Here is a 22,932-nt window from a genome sequence, read left to right as displayed (position 1 = left end):
CTTTCCGACCCATGCGGCCGGACTGATCGCTAACCGCGATTCTGATCCCGATTAGGGACGGCCTCATGCTATTGCGTCAACTTTTTCCTGAAGTTTTCCCAAATCTTACGAATTGTAACAGCCGTTCGCCCAGCGAACGCAGATCGTCCCACCGGGGCCCCCTGTCGCAGGCTAAGCTCTTTGCGCAGGCCCGTCGGGATGCTAGCCATGCGGCGGGGAGACAGCATGAACCGATCCGAGAAACACCGCGCCACAATGACCACCGCCGGGCTCAACCTGATTGCCCAGGCGATGTCGATCTATGACAGCGAGCTGCGCCTGGTGGTGTGCAATCAGCGTTTTCAGGAGATGTTCGACCTGCCCGATGCGTTGATCACCCCGGGTGCACGCTTTGACGAGACGATCCGGCATATTGCCACCAGCGGTGAATATGGACCGGTCGATGATATCGAGGGGTTCGTGCAGCAGCGCGTTGATCAGGCGCTGGATTTCGTGCCCCATTATCTGGAACGCGAACGCGCCAACGGTCAGGTGATCTCTATCGAAGGGGCACCTCTGCCTCAGGGGGGCTGGGTCACGGTCTACACCGACATCACCCGGACCAAGCGAATTGAACAGCTGTTGCGGGCCCGGTCCGAGGAAATGTCCGATCAGCTGATCGCCCATACCGAAGAGCTGTCAGCCACCAACCGCAAACTGGCCGCGACGATCACCGCACTGGAAGAGGCGAAGCGTCAGCTCACGGAGATGGAAGCGCGCACCCGCCTGACGACCGAGATGATGCCCGCCCATATCGCCCATGTCGACGCCGAGGGCTATTACACCTATACTAACCGGCGCCTCAGTTCGGTGTTTCCCAGCCGTCCGTCCGAAATCCTCGGCACGCATATCGCAGAGGCGCTCGGCGCGGCCGCCTATGACAAGATTGCACCGCATCTGATGGCGGCCTACCAGGGCGAAAGCCCGGTGTTCGAGTTCACTGAAAGCCATGACAGCCGCCGGATCCGGGTGGCCTTCACCCCCGATGACACCGGCGGCGTCTTTATCCTGTCGATGGATGTGACCGAGGAAACTCAGACCCGCGTTGCCCTGCAACAGGCCCGTCGCCGCGAAATGGCCGCTCAGATGACCAGCGGGCTGGCGCATGATTTCTCGAACCTCCTGACCATCATCCTCGGGATGCAGGGCAAACTGGCGAAATCCGATCTGACCCCGGAGGCGGCCGATCTGGTTCAGGCCACGCTCTCCGCTGCCCGCCGTGGCGGGCGCCTCCTCAACCGTATTGCCGAGATGACAGGACACCGCAGCCTGCGTCCGCGCGCCACCGATCTGCACGGCCTTCTGCAAGAGCTGAAGGTGCTGGCGACGCCTTCGCTGCCGCAGGGCATGGGCCTCAGCATCGTGGATCACACGCCGGATGTGCGACTGCTGCTGGATCCGGGCAAACTGCAGGATGCCCTTTTGAACCTTATTCTGAACGCACGTGACGCCTGCGGCAGTCAGGGTCAGATCACTGTCAGCGCCCACGTCGTCGGACAAACCTGGCTTGAACTCAGCGTTACCGACACCGGACCGGGCTTTTCCAAAACCGCGCTGGAGAAGGCATTGAACCCTTTCTTCACCACCAAGGGCGGCGAAGGATCAGGTCTGGGCCTGCCGATGGTCTACGATATGGCCAAATCCACCGGTGGGGACATGCGGATCGGCAATACCGTTTCCGGTGCCAGCGTGACCTTGCGCATTCCATACCGCCTGGCCCCTGATGCTGCTGGCGGGCTGGCACTGCTGGTGGAGGACAGCGAGGAGCTGCGCGCCACCTTCCGCGATATGCTGATAGATCTCGGCTATGCGGTGGTTGAGGCCACAAGCGTGGACGAGGCCTGCGCGCTGACCGCAGATATCGATGGCATCTCTCTGGTCCTGTCGGATATCAAGCTGCAGGGCAGCGCCACCGGGATCGACCTGGTCGACCGCTTGCAGGGCTCTCGCCTGCCCTGCATTCTGATGACGTCCCTGCCGACCAGCGATCCTCTGTTCCGCATGGCGCTGAAACGTTGCCCGGTGTTGCAGAAACCCTTTACCACTCATCAGCTTTCAGCGCTGATCAAATCGGAACCCGCCGCATGAGCCGACCCCTGATCACCATTCTTGACGACGAGCCGGAGATCCGCCGCATCCTGACCGACACGCTGGAGGAAGCCGGATTTCGCACCCAGAGCTTTGCCCGCGCCCGCGAATTTGAGGCCTCTCTCAACCGGGTGACTCCCGATGTCTGCCTTGTCGATCTCTCGCTGCCCGATACCGATGGGCTGGCGCTGGTGCATCGCCTCGCGCTGGAACAGGGGGCGGCCGTGATCATCATTTCTGGACGCGCACAGGTACAGGACCGTGTTACCGGGCTGGAGCTCGGGGCAGATGATTACATTACCAAACCCTTTGACCCGGCCGAGGTGGTGGCGCGCATCCGCGCCCGGCTGCGCGGGGGCCCCCGCACCGCGGCAACCACGGGAAACAGCGCCTCGTTTTCCGGCTGGACCGCGCATTTCGATCGCTACATACTTGAAGACGACAGCGGCGCAGAGACCCCGTTTTCACATGCCGAGGGCGAGGTGCTGCGGCTGTTCCTGGAAAGCCCGAAACGGCTGATTTCCCGCGCCCAGATGCAAGAAAGCCTCGGCGGTGGTGCTGGCGAAAGCTTTGATCGGGCCATGGATGTGCGCATCTCGCGATTGCGCACCAAGCTGCGCGAAGACCCGAAGAACCCGCGCCTGATCAAGACGATCTACGGCGCCGGCTATATCTTCCTCGGCGATGTCAGCTGGCTCTGATCACGCCGCCGCCGGCTCGAAATCCAGCCGCCAAGCTCTGGGAATACTCCGGCCAAGCTCGGACTGGACGCAGCGAATCGACGGCGATATGATTCGGGTATGGCTACCTGTCTGCTCTATCGCCAACACCCGGCGCGGGTCCCGCGCTTCTATCGGATCGAACTTGCGATGAACCTCTTCGCTGAAGTCTCCGTTCTCAGGGAATGGGGGGTGGCCGGCGGCAGCGGGCAGAGCGCCATCAATATCTACGGCAACCTGCGCGAAGCCTCGATCGCGGCGGATCAGCACCGCAAACGGATGCTGAAACGGGGCTATGACCGCGCCTGATCTGCGATAAGCCATCGCATACCGCCGTCGCCCATCAGCTCAAGATCCCCTTTCACCCACCGTACAGCGCGCCGGTTTACGGCGGCCCAATTCCCCGCGCGCCCATTGCGCAACAGCTATAAAACAAGGTCTTTTGTGTGGTTCTTCGTTAAGCTTTTGTTCGTTTGTTTCGCACGCGAAACATTTGGTCCGAACCGGACCAAATTTGCCTGTCACCGTGCCGCCCTACTGGATTGGATCCGAAATCGACAACTGGCCCTTTCCACCGTTGGAAAGCTTGCTTAAGACTTGCCCGGACGCAAAGGAACACGCCATGACGCATATCACGCTGATCCGCCACGGACAGGCCAACACCAGCGCCCGCGACGAAGCGAGCTATGACCGGTTGAGCGATCTGGGCCATCAGCAGGCACGCTGGCTTGGCGCGCATCTGAGCGAGACGCGCGCGCATTACACCCGCGTCTATTGCGGCACGCTGACCCGCCATCTGCAAACCGCGACTGCCATGGGGCTTGAAAACGTGGTGCAGGATCCGCGACTGAACGAAATGGAATACTTCAATCTGGCCGAGGCGATGCAGGCCCAGCACGGGCTGAAGATCCCGACCGAACGGGAAGGGTTCATCGAGCACATGCCCAAGGTTTTCTCCGCCTGGGCTGCGGATGAGATCACCAACCCGCCAGAAAGCTGGCGAGACTTTGAAACCCGCACTCGCTCCGCCTTGGCCGAGATCTCCGCAGGCGACGGGCCGGCCCTGGTGGTTACATCCGGCGGGCTGATCGCGATGGCCATGCGGCAGGCGATGGGGCTGGATACCACCGGAATGGCGCGCATGGCGCTCGCGATCATGAACAGTTCGATGCACCGGCTGCACGCGATCGGCGGTCAGCTGAGCCCGGTGCTGTTCAACGCGGTGCCCCATCTGGAAGCCCCGGATCGGCATTACGCACAGACCCATCTGTAGGCCCGACATCCGACCGGGGACCGCACTATCTGAGGGAGGGACAGGATGATGCAGCTCTATTATGCACCCAGGACGATTTCGGTAGCCGTCGCCATCGCTCTGGAAGAGTCCGGACTGGACTACGAGCCGATCCGTATTGACTTCGCAACCAAGGAACAGCTTGGCACCGCCTATGCCCAGATCAACCCCAAGGGCCGTGTCCCGGCGCTGGTGGTGGATGGCGGCATCCTGACGGAAACCGGCGCCTTGCTGGAATATGTGGCCGGTATGGCCCCCGATGCCGCTCTGCGCCCCCGCGAGGCGGTCCTGCTGGCCCGCATGCGTGAGGTGATGTTCTATCTCGCCTCCACCATGCATGTGAACCACGCCCATAAACTGCGCGGAAGCCGCTGGGCCAGCAAGACTTCCAGCTTCAAGGACATGCAGGCCAAGGTGCCACAGACCATGGCCGCCTCCTGCGACTATATCAGCCAGTTCGGACTGCGCGGCCCTTACGTGCTGGGCGACACCATTAGCCTGGCGGATTGCTATCTCTATGTGATCTGCACCTGGCTGGAGGGCGACGGCGTGACCCTCGCCAACTACCCGAAAATTCAGACCTTCATGGCGGCTATGGAACAGCGTGACTCGGTGCACGCGGTGACCGCCAAGGGCATGCTGTAAAGGACAAGACATGACACATCTATGGGTACGGGCCGAACAGCGCCCGAATGAAGAACGGGTTGGCCTGACGCCGGAAGGTGCCAGAGCGCTCATCGACGCCGGGCTGAAGGTCACGGTCGAGGAAAGCACGGTCCGCGCCATCCCGTTGCAGGGCTACATTGACGCCGGCTGCGAGATCGCGGCAGAGAACAGCTGGCCCGACGCCCCCCGCGACGCCATCATCTTCGGCCTGAAAGAACTGCCCGAAGATGGCACTCCGCTGCCGCACCGCCACATCATGTTCGGACATGCCTACAAGGGGCAGCACTCCGGCAAAGCGCTTCTTGAACGGTTCCAGGCCGGCGGCGGCACGCTATACGATCTGGAATATCTGGTCGATGAAAGTGGCCGCCGGGTTGCGGCCTTCGGCTATTGGGCCGGCTATGCCGGTGCGGCCGTCACGCTGAAAACCTGGGCCGCGCAGCAGCGCGGTGAGCTCTGCGGCCCGGTTGGCGTCTACGAGGGCAAGGATGCGCTGCTTGCCGAGCTGAGCGCAGAGCTGGATGGTCTGAAAACCGACCGCCCCTCGGCCATCGTCATTGGCGCCCTAGGCCGGGTCGGCACCGGGGCCGCCGATCTCTGCGAGGCGATGGGTGTCGCGGTCACCAAATGGGATATGGCAGAAACCGCCAGCGGCGGCCCTTTCCCCGAAATTCTGGCCCATGATCTCTTTCTCAACTGCATCTTCGCACGCCCCGGCACGCCGGTCTTCGTCCCGCAAGAGGCGCTGACCGCTGATCGTCGGCTGACCGCCATCGGCGATGTCGCCTGCGATCCTGATAGCGACTACAACCCGGTTCCTGTCTATGACCGCGCCACCACATGGAAGGCCCCTGCCCTGCGGGTCGCCCAGGATCCCGTACTGGACGTCATGGCGATTGATAACCTGCCTTCGATGCTGCCGGTCGAAAGCTCCGAAGACTATGCAGCCCAGCTGCTGCCCTCCCTGCTGACCCTTACCGATCTTGCCAGTGGCGTCTGGGGCCGGGCGGAAACCACCTTCAAGGACCATCTTCCGGGCTGACCATCGCCGGAACCAAACAACGGAGACTGACAATGACAATCCATTGGTGCGGCACCGGCCTGTCCGCAATCCCTGGCCTGCGCCGCCTGCTTGAGGCGGGCCATGACGTCGCGGTCTGGAACCGCACTCCCGATAAGGCGCGCGATGCAATCGGCGATCTGACAACCAATATCCATGCCTTCAGCCTTGCCAATCTGGGCCAGATGCTCAGCCCCAGGGATGTGATCGTCTCGATGCTGCCCGGTGACTGGCATGTGCCGCTGGCTGAGCTGGCAATTGAGCATGGCGCCCATTTCGTGTCGTCCTCTTACATCGCCCCGGAGATGCGCGCGCTGGACCAGCGGGCAAAGGACGCCGCTGTCTGCCTGATCAACGAGGTTGGCCTCGACCCAGGCATCGACCACCTGATGGCCCATGCGCTGGTTGCCGACTATAAGGCCTCCAAGGCCTTCGATGCGGACAATGAGATCAGCTTTATCTCCTACTGCGGCGGCATCCCCAAGACACCGAACCCGTTCCGCTACAAATTCAGCTGGTCGCCGCTCGGCGTGCTGAAGGCGCTGCGCTCCCCGTCGAAGTCGATCCGCGATTTCAAGGCGCTGGACGTCGCCCGCCCCTGGGATGCGATCTCCTCCTACGAGGCACCGCTGCCCGCATCCGAAAGCTTCGAAGTCTATCCGAACCGCGACTCGCTCCCTTTCATGGCGCAGTATGAATTCGGCGCGGACTGGAAGGTAAAAGAATTCGTTCGCGGCACCCTGCGCCTCAACGGCTGGGCCGATGCCTGGGCGGATGTCTTCAAGGAGGTCGAGACACTATCGGGGCCCGAAGGCGATGCCCGGCTCAAGGAAATGTCGGATCAATTCTGGGCAGAGAATGCCTATGACGACGGTGAGCCAGACCGCGTGGTGCTTTGCGTCGGGCTGAAAGCCGAAAAAGACGGTGCCGAAGTCTGGCACAAGACCTATGTGATGGATGCCTGGGGTGACGAACGCGGCACGGCGATGGCGCGGCTGGTCTCCTACCCGGTGTCCTTCGCCATCGAGGCTGCCATCAACGGCAAAATCGCTCCCGGCGTCAGCGCCGCGCCCAGCGACGCCGATCTGGTGGATCAGTGGATGGGTAAGATCGGTGCGCTGGCCCAGCATCTCGAGGTGGTCGACAGCACGTCTTGAACCCACGCCCCGGCTACCGACTGCGCGGAAGATAGCCATCTTCTGGCCCCAAATATCCCGGGGTCCGGGGCAGGGCCCCGGCGCGACAGGCCATGCGGGCGCCACACCTCGGCGCCCCCTGCCATACCGATCTGCTATCGCAACCCGTCAGCGGAACGCTCAGCGCCCGATGACATCCTCTTCGACGCTCTGAACATCAATCCCCAGCGCGTCCAAGCCGGATTCCAGATTATCCGCCAGATGTGGTGTCCCGATCAGGTAATCCGCAGTCGGCGTGGTCGCCTCCTGCTGAGCGGTTGCGATGGCCTCCTCCAGATCGTCGGCGACGAAACTGCCTCGGCCAATCCACATGATCGCAACCAGCTCGGCCTGCTCATCCTCGCCCATGCGGTCGATAAACGCCCTGAGTTCCCCCTCGGCGCGCGATAGCTCGCGCGCCATCATGGCCACTTGCGCCACCTTTCGGGCACTGATCTCCAGCATGGGCTCGTCCTCCATTGTCCGCGCTGTTCATGAGGATCAGACCCCATTGCCGCGTGGCTGTCCTTGATCTGGGGCAAGAACCGCAGAAGCCGCCAGACCGCGCCCCCGGGGAGGCCGGCGCGCGACGGATCAGCTGTCTTTGGCGTAGATCTCGATCAGCCTGCTGCGCCCGCGCAACGTCACCGGCGCCAGGGCAACCCAACGCTGGCGCGCGGGGGCGATACCTGCGATCTCAAACGTAACAGCTGAGGCAATGATGGTCAGCGGAACGGTCTTGCTGTGCTGCTCGAGGCGGGAGGCGGTGTTGACCGCATCTCCAAAGACCGAATATTCCAGCCTCGCCGCATTGCCGACAACACCAGAAAACACCTCACCTGCGTGAACGCCGATGCCAATGTCCACCGGCGGCTCGCCCGCAGCGACGCGCCGGTCCGACCAGCGGTGAATGGCCTCGCTCAGCGTCGCCGCACAGGCCAGAGCCCGGGCGGCGCCATTTGCGCCGCCGCGCGCCACAGGCGCATCATCAAACAGCAGCATTGCCGCATCGCCCATATATTTGTCGATCATTCCGCCATGCCGGGTGGCGCTGAATTCCACCTCATTGCGGAATGCGGTGATGAAATCTCCGACCTCCTGCGGATCACGTGATTCCGACCAGCGGGTAAAGCCGCGGATATCGACAAACATCACGGCCATCGGCTGGCGCTGGCCCTGTTGCAGCGCCGAAAGCCCGCCATCCGCGAGCTGATCGGCCACCTGCGCCGGCAGATAGCGGGTCAGGTTGGCACGCGCCTCGGCCGCCGTCAGCTCCCGGTAAAACAATCGCCGCATCCGCGCAGCCGCCACAACCATGACCAATCCGGCCAGCAGGATCATTGTCAGCTTCATCACGTTTGCCGGGCTGTCCAGCACGCTGTACAGACTGCCCATCTGCCCCACATCCAGCCGGGTCACCGGCCAGAAGATCAGGATCCCCAGCCCACCGGTCAGCAGAACCGTCGTATACAGCTGCAGGCGCGGGTCCATCCGCATGACACCGTAGGCCAGCACCAGCGGAACCAGCCAGGCCGGCGGCAGCAGAAGCGCCACGCCTCCGGGGTAGTTGCTGTTCTCAAGGCTGAACCAGACATTGAAGAGCAGAAAGGCACAGTCCGCCGTCACGCTAATCCAGGACATCCAGGGCCGGAACCACCCGAATGTCGTCGCAGCAAAGGTAACGATACCGAGGGTCAGATAGGCAAACATCGTCAATAGCGCAAACAGCAGCTGACGATGCAGGAAGGGCGCCAGAGAGCTGAAGTCCACCCCCGACATCGTCACCACGAATACGGCAAACAGGCCCAGCGTCACCGCGATCCGCAGAACCGACACCAGCCGCTCTGCCGCGATTGAGGCCGTGTTCAGCAGGGGAGCGATGGTGGTCTGTTGCATCAGCTATCGGAACGCCCCAGCGGAACGACATTCACCGGATCGGGGGGCTGACCGATGCCAGCTGATGTCGGGGCAATTTCTTCAAAGTCGAAGTTGTCCAGCCGCTGCGCCCGGCGTCCGGCCTTGTCAGCGCTGATCTTGATCTCCGCGATGTCCTTTGCCGCCATGCCGAAATGGCGGTCCAGATTACCCACCCGGTCGCCCAGACGTTCGACATCCTTATGCAGAAGTCCCAGCTCGCTGCGGATCGCGCCGGCCTGTTCGCGCATCCGCGCATCCTTGAGAATGGCGCGCATCGTGTTCAGCGTGGCCATGCAGGTGGTTGGCGAAACGATCCAGACCTTGGCGGAGAAGCCCTCACGCACAATGTCGGAAAAATTGGCATGGAGTTCGGCATAAACAGCCTCGGAGGGCAGGAACATCAGCGCGCCATCCGCCGTTTCGCCCTCCAGTATGTATTTCTCTGAAATCGCCCGGATGTGGCCCCGCAATGCCGCCTTCAGCTGGCGCGAGGCGCTGGCGCGCTGCTCCGGGGTCTCGGCGTTGCGCAGCGCCTCATAGGGTTCCAGCGGAAATTTGCTGTCGATCACGATCGGACCGGGGGGATTGGGCAGATGGATCAGGCAATCGGCGCGCTTGCCGTTGCTCAGCGTGTGCTGAAAGGCATAGCTGTCAGAGGGCAGCGCCTTGGAGACGATATCATTCAGCTGGATTTCACCAAAAGCGCCGCGCGTCTGCTTGTTTGCCAGGATGTCCTGAAGCCCCAGGACATCACCCGACAGCTTCGTGATATTGTCCTGCGCCTTGTCAATCACCGCCAGCCGCTCCTGCAATTGAGTGAGCGAGGTGACGGTGCGTTTGGTCGACCCGTGCAGGCTCTCCTGCAAGCGCTCCTGCATCTCGGCCAGCGCGCGGGCCTGCCGCAGCGCGTTGTCGGAGAGACGGTCGTTGACCTGCTGCTGCACAGCGCCGAGCCGGGTCTCAACGGTCTGGATCATCTGCATCTGCGCGTTGGCCTGCGCGTCGGAGACATGCTGTAGCCCGCCGCGCAACTGCTGAACGCTTTGTCCCAGATGAGCCATCTGCTGTGCGATCGGGTCCATGCTCGCGGCAGCGCGTGCATGGCTGCGCAGCAGCATGACGAGCCCCACCATCATCAGACCACCAATCCCCAGAAGCACCAGCATCTGCGGCTCTGCGCGCTCCAGAAAGAGCAGGACCGACTCCATCAGCTCCGCCCGAACAGACGTTCGATATCGGCCAGTTTCAGCTCGACATAGGTGGGACGCCCGTGGTTGCACTGTCCGGAATGCGGCGTTGCTTCCATTTCGCGCAGCAGGGCGTTCATTTCCTCGCCGCGCATCCAGCGGCCCGAGCGGATGGACCCATGGCAGGCAACCCGGCTGAGGATGGCTTCGATCTTGGCCTGAACCAGCTGGCTTTCGCCCTGATCATCCAGCTCATCAAGGATATCGCGCACCATCGCCGCGGCATTGACAGTGCCGAGTATGGCCGGGGTTTCACGCACAGCGATGGCGCCGCCACCGAAGGCTTCGATGCCCAGACCAAAGCGGCCCAGATCATCGGCCACCCCCAGGATACGGGCACAATCCCCCTCGCTAAGCTCGACGATCTCGGGGATCAGCATGGCCTGCGCAGCTACGCCGGTCTCGGCCATCTGGCGTTTCAGCTTCTCGTAGACCAGCCGTTCATGGGCGGCGTGCTGATCGACGATCACCATACCGTCGGCAGTCTGGGCAATGATGTAGTTCTCATGCACCTGCCCGCGTGCGGCACCAAGCGGCAGATGCTCGGCCCCGGGCGCGGAGGTTTCGGGTCTGTCCGACGGCTGACCCGGGGCCATCGCACCTTTGGGCGCCTCTGTCACACGGCCGCTATAGGCGCTGGCCAGCTCAGCAAAGCCGGGCGACACCGATTGCGCCGGATGAGCGGGAGCAGGTGCGAAGCTCTCTGGTTGCTGGGCTGCATAAGAAAGGCTGCGCGCGCCCATTGACGGCCGATCCATCTGGTAGATCCGCGGGCCGCCAGCGCCGGCCGGATCTGACGAAGTGGCTTCTGGACGCATCGCCCCCAGGGTCGCGCCCGCAACCGTGGACGAGGCCCGATGACCGGCCTCCGCCAGCGCATGGCGCAGCGCTGAGACGATCAGACCCCGCGCTACACCGGGATCGCGAAACCGGACCTCGGACTTCGCGGGGTGGACGTTCACATCAACCAGCGCCGGATCGCAGTCCAGAAACAGCGCCGCTGCCGGGTGGCGGTCGCGGCTGAGAAAATCGAAATAAGCCGCCCTGAGGGCACCGGTCAGCATCTTGTCCTTAACCGGTCGGGTGTTCACAAAGAGGAACTGCGCCACCGCGGCGCCCCGCGAATAGGTCGGCAAGGCCGCATAGCCAAAAAGCCGGACCCCCTCTCGGGTGGCATCAATCTTGAGCGCGTTTTCCGCAAATTCGCGCCCCAGAACCGTCGTGAGCCGCCCGTGCAGCGCATCGAAAAGATCACCCGACAGCGGGTCCGCGCGAAAGGTCACCCGCCCCTCACCGCCGCCGGAGACATCACGCAAGGTAAAGCCAACCGATGGTTCCGCCATCGCCAGCCGCTTGATGACGTCGCCAATGGCCTGCGTCTCGGCGCGGTCGCTGCGCATGAACTTCAGCCGGGCGGGCGTGGCGTAGAACAGATCCCGCAGCTCAACCACGGTGCCTGCGCGCAGGGCGGCAGGTTTCACCGGCTCCATCTGGCCACCGGCGACGCGAATCCTCGCGGCCTCGTGTCCCTTGGCGCGGCTGGTAATGCTCAACCGTCCGACAGCGCCGAGCGATGGCAGCGCCTCACCGCGAAAGCCGAAGGTATGGATGTTCAGCAGGTCAGATCCGTCGATCTTGGAGGTGGCATGTCTCGACAGCGCCAGCGGCAGATCTGCGGGTGCCATGCCGCAGCCATCATCGGTCACCCGGATCAGCGTCTTGCCACCATCCGCGATGTCGATGGTGATCCGAGAGGCCCCCGCATCAATGGCGTTTTCCACCAGTTCCTTGACCGCCGAAGCAGGGCGTTCGACCACTTCTCCCGCAGCGATGCGGTTGATCGCACTGTCATCAAGCTGCCGGATGATCGGTTGTGAACTGTCGCTGATTTGGGGGTCTGCATATGCCATGCCGCAATATTTAGCATGCCGCCGCGCGATTCTTCCAGCCGCAATCCGTCCTGTCGGGCGCGGTCAGCGGCCTGTTGATCAGACCCCTGCTGGTGCCCCGGCCCGGTGACGGCACGGGCCGAACCGTGCCGCAATCGCCAGCAACAGACCCGAAACCGTTGCGATCATCCCGGCGGCGCTTACGGCGTCCGCAGCGCCAAGCCAGAGCGGGCCATAGCCCGCCAGGACATAGCCGACAACCGCTGAAATCACAGCAAACCCGACGCTCCACCCCAGCTGACCCTCCAGTTGGTTCGACATCATCCGCGCAGCGGCCGGCGGGCAGATGAACATCGCGATCACGATGATCGACCCCACCGCATCAAAGGCCGCAACGGCGGCGATTGCAGCAGTGATCACCAACCCCAGCCCCAACAGATCGGTGCGGATACCCAGCGTGCGGGCAAACCCCTCATCAAAGGTCGCAATCTTAAGAGGGCGCCAGAACAGAGCGATAAAGACGGTGACCCCGATCAAGGTCAGCCCCATGCGCAACAGCTCGGTCGGCAAATAGCTGAGCGCCACCGGATCCAGCAGCGATTCCCAGCCGGTGGCATCAAGCCAGATCAGGCTTTCGAGATTGCCGTAGAGCGCGTGTTCCACATCCAGATGAACCGCCGATGTATCGGTCTGCTCCAGCAGCAATACACCGCCTGCGAACATGGTGGTGAAGACCACGCCCATGGCGGCCCCCGGCTCGATCCGGCCAAGGCGGCGGATCAGTTCGATCACAACCACGGCAACGATGGCAGCTCCAGCAGCCCCCAGCATCATCGGACCCGCTGCGATCACCCCGGTCAGGAGGAAAGCAACAACGATACCCGGTAGAACAACGTGGCTGATGGCATCGCCAATCAGCGCCTGCCGACGCAGCAGCAGGAAATTCCCCGGCAGCGCACAGGCGACGGCGGCAAAGACACCGATCAGCAGAGGTGTCAGGGACAACGGGACAAATTCAGCGCCGCTCATGGCAGAACCTCACGGGGGCCGCCCATGCGGCGGTCAATGTCGGAAATCTGGTCGGCAGTCAGAACTGTCTCTATCTCGCGCAGCCCATCATATAGCGCCGCTGCCGCCTCATGTGTCTGGTCGCTGCGCACCAGCGCCCAGCGATGTTCGTCTCGCAGCGCCTTGGCGGCGCGGGCGCGGCCCTGTTCCGTGGGCACCCCATCGGCGCGTAAGAGGCCACGCTGGCGCAGCAATCGCAGGGTCAGCGGCTCATAGATCACCTGATCCTGCGCCAATGCCAGCAGCCCCTGGCGCAGATGGACCCGGCGCTGAAACCGCCGATGGCGCAGCACAGCCGCCAGCACCCCGCGATTGGGAGCCAGCAGAAGCGACAGCGCAAAGAGGCCAAAGCTCATCAGGACGATGATAGGTCCGGTGGGCAGGTTCGGCGCCGATGAAGATACCGCCGCACCAAGATAGGCTGACAGCCCGCCGGCACCGCCAGCCAGCAGCACCACCAGATCGGACCGCTCGGTCCAGAACCGGGCGGTGACGGCCGGGATGATCAGCAGCGCCACGATCAGGATCAGGCCGACGATTTTCAGCCCGACAACGGTGACAGCCATCACCAGCCCCATCATCATCATGTCGATACGGGAGACGGAGACACCCTGTGACGCGGCGTACTCAGGGTCAAAGGCCACCAGGGTCATCGGGCGCCGCAGCAGCAGGATCAACAGCAGCGTGGCCGCGCCACCTCCCGCAATCACCAGCGCATCGTTCCACAACATGCCTGCCGTAGAGCCAAGCAGGAACCCCTCCAGCCCGGCCTGACGGCCCACCCCCAGCGTCTGGATCACAGTCAGGATCACGATGCCGAACCCGAAGAACACGGAGAGCACGGCGCCAATCGCGGCGTCCTCGGCCAGACGGGTACGGCGGGTCAGCCAGTTGAGGCACCACAGCCCGGCCATCGCCGAGAGTGCCGACCCAAGGAGCAGACCGGCCAGATTGCGACCATCGCCGCCAAGCGCGACCATTACCAGAAAGGCAAGCCCGACACCGGGCAAGGTGGCATGGCTGATGGCATCGCTGACCAGCGCCCGTTTGCGCAGGAAAAGGAAGGTTCCGGTGATGCCGGCGGCGATGCCAAGCAATGTGGCGCCAATTGCGACCAGCGTCGCATTATAGCCCATTTGCAGCAGCAGGGCGTCCCAAAGCATCAGAATGGCCCGCCGCTCTGTGGGAGAATAGATCCCGGTGCCACGGCCAGCTGGTCAACCTGCGCAGTGGCCAACCGTCCGCCATAGGCGCTTTGCAGGGTTTCGGCGGTAAAGGCCTGTGCAACCGGACCCTCTGCGACTTTGCGTGTGTTGATCAGGAAGACATTGTCGAAATACTCGCCGACGGTGGCAAGATCGTGATGCACCACAACCACCGTCCTACCATCTGCGCGCAGCTGTTTCAGCACCGCGATAATGGCCTTCTCGGTCGCGGCATCGACACCGGCAAAGGGTTCGTCCAGCAGATAAAGATCTGCCCCCTGAGCCAGCGCCCGCGCCAGAAAGACCCGTTGCTGCTGGCCCCCGGACAGCTGGCCAATCTGGCGGGTGGCGAAATCGCCCATCCCGACACGGTCCAGGCAGGCCTGCGCCTCGGTGCGATGGCGTCCGGTGATGCGGCCCAGCAGGCCCAGCTCGCGGTAGAGCCCCATCATTACAACGTCAATCACCCGTGTCGGGAAATCCCAGTCGACGCTGGCCCGTTGCGGGACATAGGCAATGCGGGCCCGTTGGCTGTCCAGCGGCTTGCCAAAGACCTGCACCCGCCCTGAAACCGGCGGCACGATGCCAAGCGCGGCCTTCAGCAAGGTCGATTTACCAGCTCCATTCGGGCCGATGATGGCCGTCATCCGTCCCGGCTCCACTGTCATATCGACAGAGAAAACGGCTGGCTTCTCGCCGTAGGTTACGGTCAGCCCCCTGATGGCCAGCGGCGACCTGTCAAGGCTGTGGGTGATTCCCTCAGCGGCAGTGGGCGCGCCATTGTCGCGGGCCAGTTCCACGCTCATCTCATCGGTTCCCTTCAAAATCCGGCACCGGACAGGCGGCCGGACATGCCCTTAGGTGGCACCTTGGCGCCAAGAGCAGCCGCGATAGTGGTCATATTATGATCCAGCATCCCGACATAGGTGCCCTCATAGCTGCCATCGGCGCCCATCGCGTCGGAGAACAGCTCTCCGCCGATGCGAACCTCATGGCCTTGCGCCGCTGCCCCTTCGATCAGGGCACGCATCGAACGATCCGAAACCGAGCTTTCGACAAAGACGGCAGAGATCTGACGCGCCACCAGCATATCGACCAGCGCGCCAATGCGATTGAGGCCGGCTTCGGATTGGGTGGAGATGCCTTGAATGCCCAGCACCTCAAACCCGAAGTCACGGCCAAAATACCCAAAGGCATCATGCGCCGTGACCAGCACCCGATTTTCGACCGGCACCTGGGCCAGGATGTCGTTGCCGTAGGCGATGAGCTGATCCAGCTCTGCCAGATGCGCCGCTGCATTGGCGGCAAAAAGATCGGCCTGATCCGGACGCGCATCACTCAGCGCCGCCTGAACCTCTGCGACCATGTCCTTCCACAGGGCCGGGGTCATCCAGACATGGGGGTCATATTTATCTGCATAGGCGTCATGGCCGCGCAGCTTGTCCTTGTCCAGACCGTCGGCGACGGCAACCACCGTGCGTTTGCGCGCCAGATCGTGGAAGAACTCTTCCATCTGTGCCTCAAGATAGAGACCGTGCCACAGCACCAGATCTGCACGGGTCATCGCCACGATATCGGACCGTGTCTGCCGATAGGCGTGCGGGTCTACCCCGGGTCCCATCAGGGCGCGCACCTCGACTGCATCACCGCCAACCTGGCGGGCGGCATCGGCGATCATGCCAGTTGTTGCCACCACTTTCAGCGGGGCATCCGCCCGCGCAGCAGAGCCGTTTGAGCCGCCGAACGTCGCGGCAACGAGCCCGGCAAAGGCCATCACAGCAGCCAGCACCAGCTTGTGGGCGATCTTCATTGATGTGCTGAGCTTCGAACGCATGGAGCTGATCCTCTGATTGTCATCTGACATCAATAAGAGCGCTCAGCGATGTCCTGTCAATGAAAATGCGACTTATTCGCAAGAAGAAATGAGAATGGTTCGCAAAAATAGATAATTTTTGTCCAAACAGTCAAAATTTTACCCCAGACAACCCTGCCCTTGCTTGCCAAGCTTGGGTGGTCGTGCGATTTTCGCACCGAACTCGAATGAGGATTCCCGGCATGGAAAGCCAAATTGCAGAGCACACCGCGCAGCTGCCGCAGGTGGGCGAACCGCGTAACCCCGGCATGGAGCTGGATCTGGACTGGGCGCTTGGGGTTGAGGCAAACACCTCCGCCATCGAACGTCGCTGTGCCACGCTGCCAGGTCGGCGCAGCGTCAAGAAAGACTATCAGGCGGCCTGGCTGCTGAAGGCGATCACGCTGATTGACCTGACCACACTCTCCGGTGATGACACCGTGGGGCGTGTGCAACGGCTTTGTGCCAAGGCGCGCCAGCCTGTGCGCAGCGACCTGATGACCGCGCTCGGCATGGAGCCGATCACCACCGGCGCGGTCTGCGTCTACCACGACATGATCGAAACCGCTGTCGACGCGCTGGAGGGCACGGGTATTCCGGTGGCCGCCGTGTCTACGGGTTTCCCCGGCGGCCTGTCGCCGTTTCACCTGCGCCTCGCCGAGATCGAAGAAAGTGTGAAGGCCGGGGCCAAGGAGATTGATATCGTGATCTCCCGTCGTCACGTGCTGTCCGGCAATTGGCAGGCTCTCTATGATGAGATGAAAGCCTTCCGCGAGGCCTGTGGCGACGCACATGTAAAGGCCATCCTCGCCACCGGAGAGCTGGGCACATTGCGTAACGTTGCGCGTGCCTCGCTGATCTGCATGATGGCGGGTGCTGATTTCATCAAGACCTCGACCGGCAAGGAAAGCGTCAACGCCACGCTGCCGGTCAGCCTGGTCATGATCCGCGCCATCCGCGACTATCACGAGCGCACCGGCTACCGCGTTGGCTACAAACCCGCTGGTGGGATCTCAAAGGCCAAGGATGCGCTGGTATATCTGTCGCTAATCAAGGACGAGCTGGGCGACCGCTGGCTGCAGCCGGATCTGTTCCGCTTTGGCGCGTCCAGCCTGCTGGGCGATATCGAACGGCAGCTCGAACACCATGTCACCGGCGCCTATTCCGCCGGCTACCGCCACGCGCTGGCCTAACCTTCAGATGCCACCCCCGGATGCCTGAAGGGCCTCCGGCCCGCTTCCGGATCCGGGCAAGCAGCGACAGACACAAGGCTCGACACATGACTATCAAAGAGATTTTCGACACCATGACCTATGGCCCCGCCCCCGAAAGTGCAGCTGAGGCGCTGGCCTGGCTGGTGGATCAGGGCGCCCGGTTCGGCCATTTCATCGACGGCGACTTCACCGCACCCGGCGACGGGTTCGACAGCAAGAACCCGGCAACCGGCGAGGTTCTGGCCACATTGACCCAGGCCAGCCAGTCGGATGTCGACAGCGCTGTTGCCGCGGCGCGCAAGGCGCAGGGCAAATGGGCTGCCCTCGGCGGCGCCGGCCGCGCACGCTATCTCTATGCCATCGCGCGACTGATGCAAAAACACGCGCGCCTGTTTGCGGTTCTGGAAACGCTGGATAACGGCAAGCCAATCCGCGAAAGCCGCGACATTGATGTGCCGCTGGCGCAGCGCCATTTCTACTATCACGCAGGCATGGCCCAGCTGATGGAAAGCGAACTGCCCGACCGTGAGGCGCTGGGTGTCTGTGGGCAGATCATCCCTTGGAACTTTCCGCTGCTGATGCTGGCGTGGAAGGTCGCGCCGGCCCTGGCCATGGGCAATACTGTGGTGCTGAAACCTGCGGAATACACCTCGCTTACCGCCCTGCTGTTTGCTGATATCTGCCGTCAGGCGGGCCTGCCCAAGGGTGTTGTGAACATCGTGACAGGCGATGGCGCCGTGGGGGAGATGATCGTCGGGGCCGAAGTCGACAAGATCGCCTTTACCGGGTCCACCGCCGTCGGCCGCCGCATTCGCGAAGCCACCGCAGGCAGCGGCAAGGCACTGACGCTGGAGCTGGGCGGCAAATCTCCCTACATCGTCTTTGAAGACGCCGATATCGACTCCGCCATTGAAGGTCTCGTTGATGCAATCTGGTTCAATCAGGGACAGGTCTGCTGCGCCGGCTCGCGACTTCTGGTTCAGGAAGGCGTCGCCGACCGTTTCCACAGGAAACTACGCGCACGAATGGACAAGTTGCGCATCGGCAATCCGCTGGACAAGAGCATCGACATCGGCGCCATTGTCGACCCGGTACAGCTGACCACCATCAGCGAGATGGTTGCCGCCAATTCGGCCGGCAGCATGTATCAGGCGCAGATAGATGTGCCGGAGCGCGGGTGTTTCTACCCGCCCACCCTCATCGAAGGTCTGGCGCCCTCCGACACGCTGATGCAGGAGGAGATCTTTGGTCCGGTTCTGGTATCGACCACCTTCCGCACCCCGTCCGAGGCTGTAGAACTGGCGAATAACACCCGCTACGGTCTGGCGGCGACACTCTGGACTGAAAACGTCAATCTCGCGCTGGACATCGCCCCCAAACTGGTTGCCGGCGTGGTCTGGGTCAATGCCACCAATCTCTTTGATGCGGCCGCAGGATTTGGCGGCACCCGTGAAAGCGGCTTTGGCCGTGAAGGCGGCTGGGAAGGGCTTGGCGCCTACACCAAGCCAAAGGGCAAGGTCAAAGCTCTTGACCAGATCAAGGGTTTTGACGGTGAAGGTGCACCGGTTGATGCCGTGGACCGCACCGCAAAACTCTATATCGGTGGCAAGCAGGCGCGCCCGGATGGCGGCTATTCCAAAGCCATCCATGGCAAATCCGGCGCGCTGCTGGGCCACGTTGGCCTCGGCAACCGCAAGGACGTGCGCAACGCCGTGGAGGCTGCAGCCGGGGCCAATGGCTGGGCCAAGACGACGGGCCATCTGCGCGCGCAGATCCTTTACTACATCGGCGAAAACCTATCTGCGCGGGCTGGCGAATTTGCCGATCGGATCGACCGGATGACCGGCAAGTCCCAAGGCGCGCAGGAGGTCGAAACCTCGATCCAGCGCCTGTTCACCGCCGCTGCCTGGGCCGACAAATACGACGGGCAGGCCCATGGTGTGCCAATCCGCGGTGTCGCCCTGGCGATGAAGGAACCTGTTGGGGTGATCGGCGCACTCTGCGCGGATGAGGCCCCCTTGCTGGGCCTGATCTCGGTGCTGGCACCCGCCATTGCCATGGGCAACCGCGTGGTCCTGGCCGCATCCGAGGCCTACCCGCTGGCGGCGACCGACTTCTATCAGGTGCTGGACACATCCGATCTGCCCGGTGGCGTCGTCAATATCCTGACCGGCCGTCACGCCGAACTGGCCGAACCGCTGGCCGCCCATCTCAATGTAGATGCGGTCTGGAGCTTCTCCTCCTCTGACCTCTCCGCCGCGATCGAGGCTGCCTCCGCCGGTAATCTCAAGCGTACATGGGTCAACAATGGCATGGCGCTGGACTGGACGTCGGACCACAGCCGCCGCTTCCTCGAAGCCGCAACCGAGGTAAAGAACATCTGGATTCCCTACGGCGAATAAGCCGATGGGTGCAGCCCAAAGGGGCTGCACCCGTCATATCCTGCAAAAAGGGCGCTACCAGAAATGGTAGCGCCCTTTTTTCCGTTTGATATCCCGCCAGCCCAGCTCAGTTGGTGGATTGCAGACCTTCAGGACGACCCACCACGATGAAATGCAGCTGATCCGGCAGCAGGATCTCCGCTGCCACCTTGTTGATCTCGTCCAATGTCACTGCATTCACCTTGTCATTGCGGGTGGCGACGTAATCAATGGGCAGGTCATCCATCTGCATCCCCGCCAGAATGGACGCGATCCGGCTATTGCCATCAAAGCGCAGTGGGTAGGCCCCGGTCAGATAGGTCTTTGCATCCGCCAGTTCCTTCTCCGTTACACCCTCGGCTGCCAGCTTCGCCCATTCGGTCTGGATCACCTCAACCGTCTCGGCGATCTTGCCATTGGCCGAGGCGACGGAGCCCATGTAGACAGCACCAAGATCACGCGGAACCAGGTAGCTGTAGACACCGTAGGTGAGGCCGCGTTTCTCGCGCACCTCCGACATCAGGCGGCTGTCAAAAGATCCCCCACCGAGGATCTGGTTCAGCAGATAGGCCGCAAAATACCGCGGGTCGTCGCGTTTGATGCCGATATGACCAAACAGCGCCACCGATTGGGGCGTGTCGTAGTCAACAACGGTCACACCCCCTTCGATGGTGACATCTGCCGGTCCAGGAATTGGCGCGCCTTCCGCTGGCAGATCCGCCAGCAAAGTATCGAGAAGCGCTCCCAATTCCGCCTCGGTGATATCCCCCACCGCCCCGACGTAGAGCCGGTCGCGGGCAAAGACCGCTTCATGCGCATCAAACATGTCCTGTCGGGTGAGGGCGGTCACGCTCTCGATGGTCCCGTTTCCTTCGGTGCCGTAGGGATGATCGCCAAAAGCCATCTGCGAGAACACCCGCCCGGCAATGTCATTGGGATCTTTCGCATCGGAACGCAGTCCGGCGAGGACCTGCGCACGCACCCGGTCCAGTGCATCCTGATCAAAGCGCGGCTCGTGGATGGTCTGACGCAGCAGATCAATCGCCCGATTGCGGTTCTCGCTCAGGAATTGCGCCGAAATGGACACGGTATCCTTGTCTGCATCATAGGAGAACCCCGCCGCCAGGCTTTCCAGCGCGCGGGCGTAGTCCTGGGCAGGCAAGGGTCCGGCGCCCTCTTCCAACAGGCCGGCCATCAGATAGGTCGCGCCACGCTTTCCCGGTTTGTCGAGCGATGTGCCACCGCGAAACCGCAGTTCCAGCGCGGTAAAGGGGATGCTGTGATCCTCGACCAGCCAGGCGGTGATGCCACCGGGAGAGGTGACTTCCTTGATTTTCACCTCTGCCCAGACAGGCAGGGCGAGGAAACAGACGGCCATTGCCGCCGTGATGAGCTTTATCGCCTTCATTGGCTTACCTCTTCATCTCGCATCATCCAGCCGGTCACCGAGACCTCCGGTCGCAGCACTTCGCGGGCAACTGCGATGATTTCATCCGCCGTGATGGATTGCAGGATGCGGGGCCAGGCCTGCACATCCTCAACCGTCAGTCCCGAGGCCAGCGCCCGACCATAGCGGTTTGCGATCCCGTCGACATTGTCGCGGGCATAAACTTCGGCGGCACGCAGTTGCAGTTTGATCCGCTCCAGCTGTGCCTCATCGACGCCCTCTTCGAGGAACCGGGCAAAGGTCGCATCAAGCGCGGCCTCGGCATCCTCAAGGCTGATGTCCGCGCCCGGCACGATCAGAAAGTCGAAGGTGGTGTCGTCCAGCGAGACATCGGAATAGAAAACCCCGGTATAGACTGCCACCTGCTGGTCGAACTGTAGTGCATTGGTCAGATACGACGTGCTGCCGCCGCCCAATAGTTCGGCCAGAAGATATAGCGCCGCTGCGCGTTCCTGCGCACCACTGTCACGTTCAGGCGCCAGATAGGAGCGCTGGACAAAGGGCTGCGCCACGCGCGGATCTTTGAAGATAATGCGGCGGGCAGCGGTCTGCGGAGGCTCCTTGCTGCGGAGCCGTTCGGGCAGCTCCGGGTTGGCCGGGATCTTGCCATAGCTCTCCTCGGCAAGGCGACGCACCTCTGCGGGATCGACATCACCGGAGACCACCAGAATCGCATTATTGGGGGCGTAGTATGTCCCGTAAAAGGACAGCGCATCTGCCATGTCCAGCTCTTCCATCTCATGGCGCCAGCCAATGATCGGCTGCCCGTAGCGATGGTTGAGATACTGCGCCGCATTCAACTGCTCACGAAACAACGCGCGCGGCTCGCTGTCGGTGCGCTGATTGCGTTCCTCCAGAATGACTTCGCGTTCGGTTTCGATATCCTGTTCGGTCAGGCGGATATTGACCATGCGGTCGCTTTCCATCTGCATCATCAGCCCCAGGCGATCCGCTGCGACACGCTGGAAATAGGCGGTATAGTCATAGCTGGTGAAAGCATTGTCCCGCCCGCCATTGGCCGCAACCGTGGCTGACAGCTCTCCGGCCTCCATCGTATCGGTGGCCTTGAACAGCAGGTGTTCGAGGAAATGCGCCACGCCGGATTGGCCCACAGGTTCGTCGGCGGAACCGGCGCGGTACCAGACCATATGCTGAACAACGGGCGCGCGATGATCTTCGATCACGACCACCTGCATGCCATTGTCCAGCACAAAGCTTGTGACCATGTCGCTTGCATCGTTCGGCGCATCGGCGCCCTGTGCCTGCGCTGTCTGAACAAAGTTGCCGGACCTCAGAGTCGCCAAATCCATGGCTACGAGGGCTGCAACAAGCGCGCTGGCCCTGATGATCCGGCGGATCACGGGTTTCATAGGGGGGATCATTGGTGATCTCCTTTTTTGCGGTACGCCAGCGGCAATGGGTAGACCGGTAGCGTCAAAATAGACAAATGCAGCCGGTCAGACAGGGCCACCTGCCCGCGATGGGCAATGCTATACGCCACCCTGTCCGTGTGGGGGCGTGCAAAGCAGCAGGTCCGATCCGACGACATATCATTGGCATTGATCCATAAAACGGACCAACATCGCTGGCATCAAACTACGCTCTAGGGGGGCATGTGCAAGGGAAATGGCGTTT

The 22,932-nt window shown here is 62.5% G+C and carries 19 protein-coding genes; 9 read left to right on the top strand and 10 right to left on the bottom strand.

The window, feature by feature from the left end:
- Positions 1-225 precede the first annotated feature (225 nt).
- The 7 genes from VXL81_RS06310 to VXL81_RS06280 all read left to right on the top strand — a co-directional run bounded on the left by VXL81_RS06310 (position 226) and on the right by VXL81_RS06280 (position 7,020).
- Positions 226-2,127: a PAS-domain containing protein gene (locus VXL81_RS06310; protein ID WP_416536731.1), complete on the top strand. Its 1,902-nt coding sequence runs from the start codon at positions 226-228 to the stop codon at positions 2,125-2,127.
- Positions 2,124-2,828: a response regulator transcription factor gene (locus VXL81_RS06305; RefSeq protein ID WP_340546871.1), complete on the top strand. Its 705-nt coding sequence runs from the start codon at positions 2,124-2,126 to the stop codon at positions 2,826-2,828. The genes VXL81_RS06310 and VXL81_RS06305 overlap by 4 nt, the downstream gene beginning before the upstream one ends.
- A gap of 99 nt (positions 2,829-2,927) precedes the next feature.
- Complete coding sequence (locus VXL81_RS06300; protein WP_340546872.1) at positions 2,928-3,155, top strand: WGR domain-containing protein; 228 nt, start codon at positions 2,928-2,930, stop codon at positions 3,153-3,155.
- Between the two features lie 313 nt (positions 3,156-3,468).
- Positions 3,469-4,119 carry a histidine phosphatase family protein gene (locus VXL81_RS06295; RefSeq protein ID WP_340546873.1) on the top strand — a complete coding sequence of 217 codons (651 nt, stop codon included), beginning with the start codon at positions 3,469-3,471 and terminating at the stop codon, positions 4,117-4,119.
- A gap of 48 nt (positions 4,120-4,167) precedes the next feature.
- Entirely contained in the window at positions 4,168-4,782 is a 615-nt protein-coding gene (locus VXL81_RS06290) for a glutathione S-transferase family protein (RefSeq protein ID WP_416553398.1), read from the top strand.
- Between the two features lie 10 nt (positions 4,783-4,792).
- Positions 4,793-5,845, top strand: a complete 1,053-nt coding sequence (locus VXL81_RS06285) for a saccharopine dehydrogenase (protein ID WP_416553380.1) — start codon at positions 4,793-4,795, stop codon at positions 5,843-5,845.
- A gap of 32 nt (positions 5,846-5,877) precedes the next feature.
- Positions 5,878-7,020 (top strand): saccharopine dehydrogenase family protein, encoded by a 1,143-nt coding sequence (locus tag VXL81_RS06280; protein ID WP_416553378.1) that lies wholly within the window; start codon positions 5,878-5,880, stop codon positions 7,018-7,020.
- A gap of 159 nt (positions 7,021-7,179) precedes the next feature.
- Here the strand turns inward: VXL81_RS06280 and VXL81_RS06275 are convergent, their stop codons facing one another.
- The 8 genes from VXL81_RS06275 to VXL81_RS06240 form a co-directional block, all read right to left on the bottom strand.
- Positions 7,180-7,503 carry a DUF3775 domain-containing protein gene (locus VXL81_RS06275; RefSeq protein WP_416553376.1) on the bottom strand — a complete coding sequence of 108 codons (324 nt, stop codon included), beginning with the start codon at positions 7,501-7,503 and terminating at the stop codon, positions 7,180-7,182.
- Positions 7,504-7,632: 129 nt separating this feature from the next.
- Positions 7,633-8,934 carry an adenylate/guanylate cyclase domain-containing protein gene (locus VXL81_RS06270; protein WP_416553374.1) on the bottom strand — a complete coding sequence of 434 codons (1,302 nt, stop codon included), beginning with the start codon at positions 8,932-8,934 and terminating at the stop codon, positions 7,633-7,635.
- Positions 8,934-10,163: a DNA recombination protein RmuC gene (locus tag VXL81_RS06265; protein ID WP_416553372.1), complete on the bottom strand. Its 1,230-nt coding sequence runs from the start codon at positions 10,161-10,163 to the stop codon at positions 8,934-8,936. Before VXL81_RS06265 ends, VXL81_RS06270 begins: the two co-directional genes overlap by 1 nt.
- Positions 10,163-12,112, bottom strand: coding sequence for a DNA mismatch repair endonuclease MutL (mutL, locus tag VXL81_RS06260; RefSeq protein WP_416553370.1), 1,950 nt, complete (start codon positions 12,110-12,112; stop codon positions 10,163-10,165). The genes VXL81_RS06265 and mutL overlap by 1 nt, the downstream gene beginning before the upstream one ends.
- A gap of 78 nt (positions 12,113-12,190) precedes the next feature.
- Positions 12,191-13,120, bottom strand: a complete 930-nt coding sequence (locus VXL81_RS06255; protein ID WP_416553368.1) for a metal ABC transporter permease — start codon at positions 13,118-13,120, stop codon at positions 12,191-12,193.
- Positions 13,117-14,322, bottom strand: a complete 1,206-nt coding sequence (locus VXL81_RS06250; RefSeq protein ID WP_416553366.1) for a metal ABC transporter permease — start codon at positions 14,320-14,322, stop codon at positions 13,117-13,119. Before VXL81_RS06250 ends, VXL81_RS06255 begins: the two co-directional genes overlap by 4 nt.
- Positions 14,322-15,170, bottom strand: a complete 849-nt coding sequence (locus VXL81_RS06245) for a metal ABC transporter ATP-binding protein (RefSeq protein WP_416534495.1) — start codon at positions 15,168-15,170, stop codon at positions 14,322-14,324. Before VXL81_RS06245 ends, VXL81_RS06250 begins: the two co-directional genes overlap by 1 nt.
- Positions 15,171-15,184: 14 nt before the next feature.
- On the bottom strand, positions 15,185-16,138 hold the full coding sequence (locus VXL81_RS06240) for a metal ABC transporter solute-binding protein, Zn/Mn family (RefSeq protein ID WP_416553396.1): 954 nt from the start codon (positions 16,136-16,138) through the stop codon (positions 15,185-15,187).
- A 281-nt stretch (positions 16,139-16,419) separates the two neighbouring features.
- Here VXL81_RS06240 and deoC point away from each other — a divergent pair, with 281 nt between their 5' ends.
- Both deoC and VXL81_RS06230 read left to right on the top strand, forming a co-directional pair.
- On the top strand, positions 16,420-17,409 hold the full coding sequence (gene deoC / locus VXL81_RS06235) for a deoxyribose-phosphate aldolase (protein ID WP_340546884.1): 990 nt from the start codon (positions 16,420-16,422) through the stop codon (positions 17,407-17,409).
- An 86-nt stretch (positions 17,410-17,495) separates the two neighbouring features.
- Complete coding sequence (locus tag VXL81_RS06230; protein ID WP_416553364.1) at positions 17,496-19,832, top strand: aldehyde dehydrogenase family protein; 2,337 nt, start codon at positions 17,496-17,498, stop codon at positions 19,830-19,832.
- 106 nt (positions 19,833-19,938) lie between these two features.
- On the opposite strand, the gene VXL81_RS06225 is transcribed toward VXL81_RS06230, so the two are convergent.
- A complete protein-coding gene (locus VXL81_RS06225) occupies positions 19,939-21,258 on the bottom strand; it encodes a M16 family metallopeptidase (RefSeq protein ID WP_340546886.1) in 1,320 nt (439 codons plus the stop codon).
- Positions 21,255-22,679 (bottom strand): M16 family metallopeptidase, encoded by a 1,425-nt coding sequence (locus VXL81_RS06220; protein ID WP_416534492.1) that lies wholly within the window; start codon positions 22,677-22,679, stop codon positions 21,255-21,257. Before VXL81_RS06220 ends, VXL81_RS06225 begins: the two co-directional genes overlap by 4 nt.
- Between the last annotated feature and the right edge of the window lie 253 nt (positions 22,680-22,932).

The sequence above is a fragment of the Phaeobacter sp. JH204B genome (assembly GCF_048055755.1).
Taxonomy (GTDB): Bacteria; Pseudomonadota; Alphaproteobacteria; order Rhodobacterales; family Rhodobacteraceae; genus Phaeobacter; species Phaeobacter bryozoorum.
This window is presented reverse-complemented; position numbering and strand designations above follow the sequence as displayed.